The 12,364-nt window shown below is 63.0% G+C and carries 7 protein-coding genes; 5 read left to right on the top strand and 2 right to left on the bottom strand.

The window, feature by feature from the left end; all coding sequences use genetic code 11:
* Positions 1-49 precede the first annotated feature (49 nt).
* Complete coding sequence (locus LSG43_RS11500; protein WP_231804221.1) at positions 50-2,260, top strand: EAL domain-containing protein; 2,211 nt, start codon at positions 50-52, stop codon at positions 2,258-2,260.
* A gap of 12 nt (positions 2,261-2,272) precedes the next feature.
* Here LSG43_RS11500 and LSG43_RS11495 read toward each other — a convergent pair whose 3' ends face one another.
* Both LSG43_RS11495 and LSG43_RS11490 read right to left on the bottom strand, forming a co-directional pair.
* A complete protein-coding gene (locus LSG43_RS11495) occupies positions 2,273-2,671 on the bottom strand; it encodes a MerR family transcriptional regulator (protein ID WP_231804219.1) in 399 nt (132 codons plus the stop codon).
* A gap of 13 nt (positions 2,672-2,684) precedes the next feature.
* The gene (locus tag LSG43_RS11490) at positions 2,685-4,394 is read right to left on the bottom strand and encodes a long-chain-fatty-acid--CoA ligase (RefSeq protein ID WP_231804217.1); all 1,710 of its coding nucleotides are present in this window, start codon (positions 4,392-4,394) and stop codon (positions 2,685-2,687) included.
* Between the two features lie 317 nt (positions 4,395-4,711).
* Here LSG43_RS11490 and LSG43_RS11485 point away from each other — a divergent pair, with 317 nt between their 5' ends.
* From LSG43_RS11485 to LSG43_RS11470, 4 genes are all read left to right on the top strand, one after another.
* A complete protein-coding gene (locus LSG43_RS11485; protein WP_231804215.1) occupies positions 4,712-7,195 on the top strand; it encodes an acyl-CoA dehydrogenase in 2,484 nt (827 codons plus the stop codon).
* 45 nt (positions 7,196-7,240) lie between these two features.
* On the top strand, positions 7,241-9,232 hold the full coding sequence (locus LSG43_RS11480; RefSeq protein WP_231804213.1) for a 3-hydroxyacyl-CoA dehydrogenase NAD-binding domain-containing protein: 1,992 nt from the start codon (positions 7,241-7,243) through the stop codon (positions 9,230-9,232).
* A 5-nt stretch (positions 9,233-9,237) separates the two neighbouring features.
* A complete protein-coding gene (locus tag LSG43_RS11475) occupies positions 9,238-10,518 on the top strand; it encodes an acetyl-CoA C-acetyltransferase (protein WP_231804211.1) in 1,281 nt (426 codons plus the stop codon).
* A 169-nt stretch (positions 10,519-10,687) separates the two neighbouring features.
* On the top strand, positions 10,688-12,280 hold the full coding sequence (locus LSG43_RS11470) for a peptide ABC transporter substrate-binding protein (RefSeq protein WP_439652028.1): 1,593 nt from the start codon (positions 10,688-10,690) through the stop codon (positions 12,278-12,280).
* Positions 12,281-12,364: the final 84 nt, after the last annotated feature.

The raw sequence follows: 12,364 nt of genomic DNA, 5'->3' as shown, positions 1-12,364 counted from the left end.
GCAAGTCCGTCATGCCGACTTGCGAGTGGAACGACCGGGAACCGGACGAATGCGCAAAACCCCAGCACGGGATTTCGGCGGCAAGAGCCGGGCCGAGGTGGCGGAGTTTCTCGAAATCGCGATGCTGCGTACCGATCGCGCCATCCTGGTTTCGGACGTGCGGCGGCGCGCGCGTTTTGTGAACCCGGCCTTCACGCGACTGTTCGGCTATTCCATCGACGATGTGAAAAATACCAATCCCTGGGTGCTTCTGGCAGGCCCCAAGACCGATGCGCGGCTGCACGAGCGCGCCGGGCGCGGCACGTCTTCTTTTTCGGACGATTTTCTGCTGCACACCAAATCGGGTGCGACGGTTTGGGTGTCGGCCAAAATCGACGCAATTTACGATGAGGACGGCACGTTCCGGTATCTCATGGCGATGCTCACGGACACGACCGGGAGCACGCGGCTGCAGCACCTGCAGCGATCGGTGCTGGAGGCCATGGCGCGGGATATGCCGCTCGATGCGCTGATGACGCTGCTGTGCTCCAGGGTCGAGGCGATTGCGCCGGATGTCACGTGCTCCGTGCTCGCGGTCGACCAGGAGCGGCTGCGGCTGCTTGCGGCGCCAAGCATGCCGGCACATATGGGCGAGATCATCAACGGCGTTCCGATCGGTCCGCGCGTGGGCGCGTGTGGCACGGCGGCGTGGCGTGGCGAACCGGTCACAACCACCGACATCGAAACCGATCCGCTCTGGGCCGATTACAAGGCCGCATTCCTGCCCCTGGGGTACAAGGCGTGCTGGTCGTCGCCCATGGTTTTGCGCGACGGCCGGGTAGCGGGTACGTTCGCCTTCTATTTCGCCGAGAAGCAGGCGCCATCGGAATGGCATAGGGAGATCGTCGACACCTGCGTGCACCTGTGCAGCATGGCGATCGAGCGGCATGAGGCGCGGGCACGGATCAACCGGCTCTCCTATTACGACGCGCTGACGGGGTTGCCGAACCGGCAATTGATGCGCGAGCGGATCGCCCGGTCGATCGCGGCGGATCCGCTGGGCCAGCACAGGTTCGCTTTCCTTTGCGTCGATATCGACCGGTTCAAGGATATCAACGACAATTTCGGGCACGAGGCCGGCGATACCGTGCTTTCGGAAGTCGGCGAACGGCTGCTGGCGCTTGCCGGCAATGCGGATATGGTGTGCCGGCTCGATGGCGACACCTTCGTTCTCGCGCTCAACAACGCCAATGCCGACAGCGCCGCCCGGGCCGCGCGGGACATCATCGACAGCCTGTTGAAGCCGGTTTCGATCGCCGGGCAGGCCATCGCGCTGTCGTCGAGCGTCGGGATCGCCTTCTATCCCGACGATGGGGCGGACGTGGATACGCTGCAAAAGAGCTGGGACACCGCGATGCGCGAGGCCAAGGCGGCCGGGCGGGCGACCTATCAGTTCTTTTCCCCCGCGATGAACGCGATGACGCAGGACAGGCTTGTGCTGGGCAATGCGTTGCGGGCCGCCCTGGCCGACGACCGGTTGCACATGGCCTACCAGCCGCAGTTCGACGCATCGGGAACGCGGCTTTACGGCGTCGAAGCGCTGGCGCGCTGGCGCGACCGGGTGCACGGCGATGTCCCGCCCGACCGGTTCGTCTCGATCGCCGAAGAGATCGGCGTGATCGATTCCCTGGGACAGTGGGCGCTGAGAACGGCGTGTGGGCAATTGGCGCGCTGGCGCGCTGACGGTTTCGATATCCCCATGGTTTCGGTCAACATCTCGCCGCTGCAGTTCCGCAATCCCGAATTCTGTTGTCAGGTTGAGGCGTGTCTCGCCGAATTCGGGCTCGCGCCGGCGGATTTGACGCTCGAAATCACCGAGGGACTGATGCTCGACCGAACCCCGAGGGTGGTGACGAACACCGAACGCCTGACGAACATGGGCGTCCATCTCGCGATGGACGATTTCGGCACCGGGTATTCGAGTCTCTCGCTTCTGGCCCGGCTGCCGGTCGACGAGCTCAAGATCGACAGGGGCTTCATGGACCGGCTGGACAATGACGCCAACGCGCAGGCGGTGGTGACGGCCGTGGTCCGGATCGGGCAGAGCCTGGGGATGTCGGTCGTGGCCGAGGGCGTGGAAACCGACGCGCAGCGGATGTTCCTCGAAGCGGCGGGATGTACCGTGCATCAGGGCTATTTTTATGCGCGGCCGATGACCGACACGGCGTTTTCCGAGTGGCTGACCACGCGGCCCGACTGGCAGCCGCGCAAGCGAGCCTAACCCCTTTCCGCCCTATTCCTTTGCCTTGAGTCGTTCATCGGCGAGCTGGCGGATTTCGGTGAGCTCGGCGATGGTCGTATCGAGGTCGGTGCGCTGCTGATGGAGCGATGCGAGACGCTCGTCGACTTTTTCAACGAGCAGCTGGACCTGGGCGGTACGCGTTTCGTCGACGTCGTAAAGGCTCAGATATTCCGAGATGTCGCGCAGGGAAAAGCCCAGGCGCTTGCCGCGCAGGATGAGAATCAGGCGCGCGCGGTCGCGGCGGCGGAAAACGCGCGTTCCGCCGACGCGTTCGGGCCGCAGCAGGCCCTTGGATTCGTAGAACCGGATCGTGCGCGTGGAAATCGAGAATTCCTTGGCGAGATCGGCAATAGCGAACAGATCCCGCTTTTCAGCGTCCACGCGTGTCATCGTTTCGGTCCCCTTACTGTCCGTGCTTGTCATAGTCGGCACGCAGGTCGTTCTTCGAGAGCTTGCCGATCATCGTCTTGGGGAGTTCGTCCCGGAAGATGATCTCGCGCGGCATCTCGATCTTCGACAAACGGTCCTTCAGGTACGTCATCAGGGTTTGTTCGTCCAGCGTGGCGCCCTCCTTGAGTTTGACGTAGGCGACCGGCGCCTCGCCGCGGTAGTCGTCCTTCACCCCGATCACCGAGGTCTCGTCGACGGCTTCGTGGGTGTAGATGGCGTCCTCGATGGCGCGCGGATAGACGTTGAAGCCCGAACACAGGATCAGGTCCTTGATGCGGTCGACGAGGAAGATGTAGCCGTCCTCGTCGAGGTAACCGACGTCGGCGGTGCGCAGGAAGCCGTCGGAGGTCATGACGGCGCGGGTGGCGTCCTCGTCGCCGTAGTAACCCAGCATCACCTGGGGACCCTTGACGCAGAGTTCGCCGCGCTCGCCATAGGGGAGGACCTTTTCGGGGTCGTCGAGGTCGCGGAACTGCAGGTCGGTCGCGGGCAGGGGCAAGCCAATCGAACCGCGCTTGGAGGGGACGCGCAGGGCGGCGCACGAGACCACGGGAGAGGCTTCGGTCAGGCCGTAGCCTTCCGCGAGGATGGCGTCAGACTTTTCGGCAAAGGCGTCGCGGGTTGCGCTGTCGAGCGCGGCGCCGCCGGAAATCGCCACCTCGAGCGGGGCGAGGATCTGTCTGGTCGCCTGCGGCTTGACCGCGAGGGCGTGCAGAAGCGTCGGCACGGCGGGGAGGACATTGGGCTGCGTGCGTTTCATGAGCGCGATGAAGTTCTTGAGGTCGAAACGCGGGAGCATCACGACCTGGGCGCCCGAGCAGAGCGGAACGTTCATGCACACGGTCATTGCGAAGATGTGGAAGAACGGCAGGATGGCGACCACCTTCGTGGGCGCGTAGAAAAGCCCGCAGCCCCATTTGTCGATCTGGTCCATATTGGCCGCGACATTGGCGTGGCTGAGCATGGCGCCCTTGGGGATGCCCGTCGTACCGCCGGTATATTGCTGCACCGCGACATCCTTGTGGGGGTCGATGGTGGCGGGGTCGGGCTTACGGCCGAGCGCGATAAGGTCCGCGAAGCCGATAACGCTGTCGGCGATCGCGGATTTTCCGGGTGCAGCGAGATCGCCGCGCTTGAACAGCGAGAACAGAATTCGCTTGAGCCCGGGCAGTGCATCGGGGAAGTGGGCGACGACGAGCTTTTTCACGTGGCCCGCCTCGACCATCTTCTTTGCGCTGGAGAACGTGAGTTCGAGATCGAGCGTGATCATGATCTCGGCGCCGGCGTTGGCAACGATGTGGCCGATCTCGGCGGAGGAGTAAAGCGGGTTGCAATTGACGACGGTCCCGCCCACCAAAAGCACAGCGTAATAGGAAATGACGTAGTTGGGGCAGTTGGGCATCAGGAGCGCAACGCGATCGCCCTTTTTGATGCCGAGTTCGCTCTGCAGCGCGCCGGCAAACGCCTCGATTTGCCGCCAGAGCGAGGAAAAGCTTGTCGTTGCCCCCATGAAATCCAGCGCGGTCGCATCGCCCATCCTGGCGCAGGAAGCCCGCAATTGCTCGTGGACGGGCCTGGTTGCGATCTCCACATCCCATTCGATGTCCTCGGGATAGGATTTCTCCCAGGGTCGGGCGCGACTACGGATCGCTGCTTCGTTCATGTCTTCCTCCTCCGGGCGCATTGGCCGCCTCGATTTCCGGCGATTTTGGCATAGTGTGACGTTAGCGTCAATTTATTGACCGTTTCGGGAGAAGATGTCCCCTGGGTCGTTTCGGGGCCGTGTTTGTGTGGACGCGGCAACGTGCAACACTTCGGGTTGCCAACGCGTTTGTCGGCGGAGAGTTCACCCCATGCGCCTTTAGCCTTGGATATCGTAAAGGGTAATAGGTTGACGTTAACGTCCATGTGTATATTCTAGGATCGAAGATCCGGCGCGGGACGGAGCGCGCCGGTTCACAATTTCGAGGAGGACGGCCCATGGCTTGGGTTCTTGTCGTGCTGGGCATTGCCCTGTTCTTCATCCTTGCGATCCGGCAGGCTGCGCTCTGGCAGTGGGCTGGCGCCGCGCTGGCGATCGGCGTTCTGGCGATGCTGCGCCCCGAAGCGGGGCTGGCGCTTTCGACCAATGTGGTGGGCTGGGTGTTTGCGCTCCTGCCGGCGGCCGTCCTCGCACTTCTGGCGGTGCCGCCCGTACGGCAGTTGGTTCTGACCGGACCGGCATATGGCATGGTGAAGAAGATCCTGCCGCGCATTTCGCGCACCGAGCAGGAAGCGCTCGACGCGGGGACCATCGGTTGGGACGCGGAGATTTTCTCGGGCCGTCCGAACTGGGACAAGCTTCTCGAAATCCGCAAGCCGGTTTTGACCGAAGAGGAGCAGGCCTTTATCGACGGGCCGTGCGAAGAGGTCTGCGCGATGATCGACGACTGGGACACGCGCCACTATCGTATGGATATGCCGCCCGAGGTCTGGCAGTTCCTCAAGGAAAAGGGGTTCCTCGGCATGCTCATCGGCAAGGAGCATGGCGGGCTCGGGTTCTCCGCGCAGGCGCAGAGCCAGATTGTTTCCAAGATCGCCTCGCGCTCGATTGCGGCGGGCATCACCGTCATGGTGCCCAACTCGCTGGGGCCGGGCGAGCTTCTGGAGAAATACGGCACGCCGGCGCAGCAGGAGAAGTATCTCGGGCGGCTGGCGCGCGGGGAAGAACTTCCCTGCTTTGCGCTGACCGGCCCGCATGCGGGTTCCGATGCCGCGGGAATGCGGGATGTCGGGGTGGTCTGCTACGGCACCTATGAGGGCAAGGAAGTGCTCGGCGTGCGGCTCTCGTGGGACAAGCGGTATATCACGCTTGCCCCGGTGGCGACGCTTCTGGGGCTGGCGTTCAACCTGCACGACCCGGACAATCACCTCGGCAAGGGCGAGGATGTGGGGATCACACTCGCGCTCGTGCCCGCGGACTATCCGGGGGTCGAGATCGGGCGGCGGCACCTGCCGGCGCGGGCAGCCTTCATGAACGGGCCGACTTCGGGCAAGGACGTGTTCGTCCCGATGGAGTTCCTCATCGGCGGACCGGACTATGCCGGGCAGGGCTGGCGGATGCTGATGGAATGTCTTTCGACGGGCCGCGCGATTTCGCTGCCGGCGATCGGGACCGTTTCGATCAAGGGCGCGCTCAGGACCACATCGGCCTATGCCCGCATCCGGCGTCAGTTCGGCATTTCCATCGGGATGATGGAAGGCGTTGGCGAAGGGATGGCACGGCTGGTCAAGTCGGCCTATCAGTTCGAGGCGAGCCGGGCGATGACCGCGGCGATGGTCGACGACGGGCAGAAACCGGCGGTGATTTCGGCGGCGCTCAAATACCGCACGACCGACGAAATGCGGCACCGGGTGGACGACGCGATGGATATCCACGGCGGGCGCGCGGTGCAGGACGGGCCGTCGAACTATCTCTTTTCCGGTTACCAGACGATCCCGGTGGCGATCACCGTGGAGGGCGCGAATATCCTCACCCGGACGCTCATCACCTTCGCCCAGGGGGCGCTGCGGGCGCATCCCTATCTTCTGGCCGAGGTGCGCGCGGCGCAGGACAGCGACCGGCGGCGCGGGCTCAAGGCGTTCGACAAGGCGTTTGCCGGGCATGTGGGGTTCATGCTGCGCAACAAGACGGCGACCTTCTTTCACAACGTCACGGGCGGGCGGTTCGCATCCGCGCCGGTGCGGCATGAAATGAAGCGCTGGTACCGGCAGTTGCACAGGTATGCGCAGAGCTTTGCCTTGGCCGCGGACTGGACAGTCATTTTCCTGGGCGGCGACCTCAAGCGCAAGCAGATGCTCTCGGGCCGGATGGCGGATGCGTTCTCCGAATTGTACCTGCTTTCTACTGCGCTCAAGCGTTTCGAGGACGACGGGCGCATGCCCGAGGACGTGGCGATTGTCGACGCGATTGCGCGCGACAGGATTGCCGGGATCGAAGAGGCGCTGGGCGGGGTGATCGACAATTTCCCCAGTCCGCTGTTCCAGTTCGCGCTTTCGGTGCTGATCTTCCCGTTCGGGCGGCGTGCCCGGCCTTCGCGCGACCGGGAGAACTTCCGGCTGGCGCGGTCGGTGCTGGGGCAATCGGCGCTGCGGGACCGTCTGACCCGCGGGGTCTATGTCTCGTTCGATCCGAACGACCGCACGGGGCTTCTCGAGGACGCGCTCGTCAAGGTCGAGGCGGCGGCAGAGATCGAAAAGAAGTTCTTCCGCGCGCTCAAGAAAGGCGAAATCGACCGGCGGCTTGACCGCGACGCGATTGCCGATGCGGTGGAGAAGGGCGTTCTGACCGCGGAGGAAGCCGAGATCATGCGGATCGCCGACGAGGCTACGGACAGGGTGATCCGCGTCGACGATTTCGACGCCGACGCGCTGGCGCGGCCGCAGAGCGGTCATCAAACTGAAATCACGACGGCTGCCCAATAGGCAGCCGTTTCTCAGCCTTACGGGCGAGCCACACAGGGACAATTGATGGAGGATCGTGCCTTGGTGCAATCGGACAACTCCAAATCGCCGCCTACGACCAAGCATTGGCACTTCGAAACCGATGTCGAGGGGATCGGGTGGCTGACGCTCGATGTCGAGGGTAGCTCGGTCAATGTGCTCAGCCGCGAGGTGATCGCGGAACTCGAGGAGGTCGTGACCCATATCGAAGGGCTTGCCAAAGCCGGAGACATCGCCGGGGTGGTGCTGCTTTCGGGCAAGCCCGGCGGCTACGTCGCGGGCGCTGACATCTCCGAGTTCGACCAGATGAGCGATCCGGCGATTCTGCCCGAAGCGCTCAAACGTACGCATGCGGTGTTTCAGCGGATCGAAGATCTCAAGGTGCCGTTCGTAACCGGGATCAACGGGTTCTGTGTCGGTGGCGGGCTGGAGCTGGCGCTGGCGTGCCACTACCGGATCGCGGTCAATTCCGAGGCGACCAAGATCGGGTTTCCCGAGGTCAAGCTGGGGATTTTCCCCGGGTTCGGCGGAACCGGCCGGTCGATCCGGCAGGCCGGGCCGATCGATGCGATGCAACTGATGCTGACTGGCCGGAACCTGCGGGCGAGCCAGGCCAAGAGGTTGAACCTCGTCGACAAGCTCGTGCGGCATCCCGACACTCTGCGCTGGGAAGCACGCAAGGCGATTCTTTCCAAGCGCAAGGCGTCTCCGGCGCCGTTCTCCAAGCGGGCAATGGCGATGGGGCCGTTGAAAGGCCGTGTCGCCGACAGGATGCGCGACGAGACGGCCAAGAAGGTCAATAAGGCGCACTATCCCGCGCCCTTCGCGCTGATCGATCTTTTCGAAAAGCACGGCGACAATCCCAAGGCGATGAGCGAGGCGGAGATCGACGCTTTCGTGCCGTTGATGGGGTCGGACACGGCGCAGAACCTGCGGCGGGTCTTCTTCCTTTCCGAAGCCTTCAAGAAGCAGGGGGCGAAACCCAAGCCGCAGTTTTCGCGCGTCCATGTGGTGGGCGCGGGCGTGATGGGCGGAGATATCGCCGCCTGGTGCGCGCTGCGGGGTTTGGCGGTGACGCTGCAGGACATGGATATGGACCGGATCAAGCCCGCGCTCGACCGGGCTAAGGGGCTTTTCAAGAAGCGCTTGAAGACCCGGCAGGCGGTCGATGCGGCGATGAGCCGGCTCGAGGCGGATGTCGAGGGCAAGGGCATCCCGCGTTGCGATGTGCTGATCGAGGCTGTCGTCGAAAAGCTCGACGTGAAGCGCGAGATTTTCGAGGCGGCCGAGAAGCGGCTGAAGCCCGGCGCGATCATGGCGACGAATACGTCCTCGATCGAGCTCGAGCGGATTGCAGAAGGGTTGGAGAATCCCGCGCGGCTCATCGGACTGCATTTTTTCAACCCGGTGGCGCAGCTGCCGCTGGTCGAGGTCATCCAGTCCAAGCTCAATGATGAGGCGTCGATCCGGGTCGGCTGCTCGTTCGTGCTCGCGATCGGCAAAAGCCCGGTGGTGGTCAAATCCGCCCCTGGCTTCCTCGTCAACCGGGCGCTGATGCCCTATATGCTCGCCGCGGTCGAGCGCGTGGAGAACGGGGAAAGCCCCGAACAGCTCGACGCCGCGGCGGTAGCGTTCGGGATGCCGATGGGACCGATCGAACTGATGGATACGGTCGGACTCGATGTCGGCGCTTCTGTGGCGCGCGAGCTTGGGCGCGAGGTGCCCGAAGGCAGCCGGTTCGCCAAGCTCGTCGCCGATGGCAAGCTCGGGCGCAAGACAGGGCAGGGGTTCTATCGCTGGGAGAACGGCAAGGCGCAGAAGGCGAAGGCCCCGCCGCACGCCAATCTGCCCGGGCTGGGGCGAGACCTCGTCCAGCCGCTTGTCGACACAACTGAAATTATCGTCTCCGAGGGCGTGGTGGCCGATGCCGATCACGCGGATATCGGCATGATCTTCGGAACGGGCTTCGCTCCGTTCCTCGGAGGTCCGCTCAAGGCACGCCAGGACGGAAAGGCTTAGGTTTCATGGTACAGGAATTGCGCAAAGTCGCCATTGTCGGCAGTGCACGCATCCCGTTCTGCCGCGCCTATACGGGCTATGAGAACGAGACCAACCTCTCGATGCTTTCGACCGCAATCGGCGGTCTGGCAGAAAAGTACGGGCTCAAGGGCGAGCGTGTGGGCGAGGTGATGGCCGGAGCGGTCATCTCGCACTCGAAGGATTTCAACCTCGCGCGCGAGGCGTTGCTCGATGCGGGGCTTTCGCCCTTTACGCCGGGGACGACGATGCAGATCGCGTGCGGGACTTCGCTGCAGGCGGCGCTGACGCTTGGGGCCAAGATCGCGACCGGGGAAATCGACAGCGGGATCGCAGCGGGGTCGGATACGGTTTCGGACAGCCCGGTCGTGCTTGGGCCCAAGATGCAGAAGCGCATGATTGCGCTCTCGCGAGCCAGGACGGCCGGCGAAAAACTCGCGGCGTTCAAGGGCTTCAATTTCGGTGAAATCACCCCCATTGCGCCCTCGACCCAGGAGCCGCGGACCGGGCTCTCGATGGGCGAGCACTGCGAGCTCATGGCCAAGGAATGGGGGTTGACCCGCGAGGAGCAGGACGAGGTGGCGCTCAGAAGCCATCATAATGCGGCGCGCGCCTATGAGGAGGGCTTCCACGACGATTTGCTCGTCCCTTGCGCGGGGATCGTCAAGGACAACAACGTACGCCCCGATACCAGTCTTGAGAAGATGGCGACGATGAAGCCGGCGTTCGACAAGCGGTCGGGCAAGGGCACATTGACGGCAGCCAATTCGACGCCCTTGACCGATGGCGCCGCATCGGTGCTGCTGGCGAGTGAAGAGTGGGCGAAAGAGCGCGGGTTGCCGATCCTTGCCTATCTCACAATGGGTGCGGTCTCGGCCAACGATTTCGCGCATGGTGACGGGCTTTTGATGGCGCCGACGATCGCTGTGTCGGACCTTCTGCGCCGGGCTGGGATCGGGTTTTCCGACATCGACCTGTTCGAACTCCATGAAGCGTTCGCCGCGCAGGTGTTGTGCTCGCTCAGGGCGTGGGAGGATCCGGAATACAACCGGGACGTGTTGGGGCGCGAGGAGCCTCTGGGCCACATTCCTGTGGACAAAATCAACGTGAACGGGTCCTCGCTGGCCTATGGACACCCCTTTGCGGCAACCGGTGCACGCATTCTCGGGATGACCGCTAAGCTTCTCAACACAAAAGAGAAAAGCCGAGCGCTGATCTCGGTTTGCACGGCAGGCGGCATGGGTGTGACGGCACTCGTTGAACGATAACGTCAAACAGTGCTTGTCAAAGCCATTTGAGCAAGGATAGGCTCCCGATCCTAGGGAATGGGGGAATGATATTCTCCCTTCCTGCACTTTTGAGCTGCTCCATTTCATCGAAAAACGAGAGCGGCCAGGGCTGGAAACATTACTCGTCCAAAGTAAGGAGATGACCATCATGTATCTCAAGAACGTCCTTAAAGGGGGCGTCCTCGCCGGGCTTATGGCCGTTGCCATGACCGGTACCGCTTCGGCGGAAACCCTGCACATGTTCAACGGCGGCGAGCCTGCTTCGCTCGATCCGCACCGGGTTTCCGGCGACTGGGAAAACCGGATCGTGGGCGACTATCTCGAAGGTCTGATGACCGAGGACAGCGGAGCCGAGCCGATTCTGGGCCAGGCCGAGTCATACGAAGTCTCCGAAGACGGCCTGACCTACACGTTCACCATTCGCGAAGACGCGGTCTGGAGCGATGGCGAGCCGGTGACGGCGCAGGACTTCGAATACGCCTTCAAGCGCCTGCTTTCGCCTGAAATGGCCGCCGACTACGCGTATCTGCAGTATCCCATCAAGAACGCTGAAGCGATCAACGCCGGCGAGATGGACGTCGACGAACTGGGTATTGAAGTGATCGACGACAAGACGATCGCCTTCACGCTCGAAGCGCCGACGCCGTTCTTCCTCGATGCGCTGACCCACTACACGGCCTACCCGGTGCCGATGCACGTCGTCGAAGAGTTCGGCGAAGACTGGATCCAGCCCGAGAACATCGTCGGCAACGGTGCCTACACCATCACCGAGTGGGTGCCCAACAGCCACATCAAGTCGGTCAAGAGCGAGACGTTCCACGACGCGGAAAACGTCGATATCGAAGAAGTCATGTACTATTCGATGGACGACATTTCGGCCGCGCTGCAGCGTTACCGTGCGGGGGAATTCGACATCCTCACGGACTTCCCGACCGACCAGTACCAGCTTCTGCAGGATCAGTATCCGGGCGAAGCCCACGTGGCTCCGTTCCTCGGGCTCTACTACTACGTGATCAATCACAACAAGGAAGAGCTCGCCGATCCGACTGTGCGTGAAGCCATGTCCATGGCGATCAACCGCGAGGTGATCGGTCCGGATATCCTGGGCACCGGCGAACTGCCGGCCTATGGCTGGGTGCCGCCGGGAACCGCGAACTACGACTTCGAGGAATACCAGCCCGAATGGGTCTCGATGGAATATGGCGAGCGCGTCGCGCAGGCCATCCAGATGATGGAAGAGGCCGGCTATTCGGCCGACAATCCGCTCAACCTGCAGCTCAAGTACAACACCAACGAGAACCACCAGCGCATTGCTGTGGCGATCGCGGCGATGTGGGAGCCGCTGCACATCAACGTCGAACTGTTCAATTCCGAAGTCGCCGTCCACTACGACGCGCTTCAGAACAACGACTTCGACGGTGTGGGCCGCGCGGGCTGGCTGATGGATTACAACGATCCCATCAACATGCTCGAACTGCTGCGGTCGGACATCATCTACAACTACGGCCGTTACAACAACGCCGAGTTCGACGAGCTGCTGCGTTCGAGTGCGACCATCCTCGATATGGAGGAACGCGCCGAAGTGCTGCGTGAAGCCGAAGAGATCGCGATGGGCGAAACCGCCGCCTTCCCGATCTACTACTATGTCTCCAAGAACGTCGTCTCGCCCGACATCGAAGGGTTCGAAGACAACGCCAAGGACATCCACCGCACGCGCTGGCTGTCCATGTCGGAAGACTAAGGGCAAATCCGGCCGAGGGCCGCGGATACGTTCCGCGGCCCTCGCGCCTTGTGACGGACAGCGGCTGCGTTCCGCGTACCGTCC

The organism is Pelagibacterium xiamenense, from assembly GCF_021166475.1.
Lineage (GTDB): Bacteria > Pseudomonadota > Alphaproteobacteria > Rhizobiales > Devosiaceae > Pelagibacterium > Pelagibacterium xiamenense.
Note: the sequence above shows the minus strand (reverse complement) of the source record. Positions and strands in the feature narration are given on the sequence as shown.

Coding starts and splice junctions, on each gene's coding strand:
- LSG43_RS11500 (WP_231804221.1), top strand. CDS start 50: ATGCGCAAAACCCCAGCACGGGATTTCGGCGGCAAGAGCCGGGCCGAG.
- LSG43_RS11495 (WP_231804219.1), bottom strand. CDS start 2,671: ATGACACGCGTGGACGCTGAAAAGCGGGATCTGTTCGCTATTGCCGAT.
- LSG43_RS11490 (WP_231804217.1), bottom strand. CDS start 4,394: ATGAACGAAGCAGCGATCCGTAGTCGCGCCCGACCCTGGGAGAAATCC.
- LSG43_RS11485 (WP_231804215.1), top strand. CDS start 4,712: ATGGCTTGGGTTCTTGTCGTGCTGGGCATTGCCCTGTTCTTCATCCTT.
- LSG43_RS11480 (WP_231804213.1), top strand. CDS start 7,241: ATGGAGGATCGTGCCTTGGTGCAATCGGACAACTCCAAATCGCCGCCT.
- LSG43_RS11475 (WP_231804211.1), top strand. CDS start 9,238: ATGGTACAGGAATTGCGCAAAGTCGCCATTGTCGGCAGTGCACGCATC.
- LSG43_RS11470 (WP_439652028.1), top strand. CDS start 10,688: ATGTATCTCAAGAACGTCCTTAAAGGGGGCGTCCTCGCCGGGCTTATG.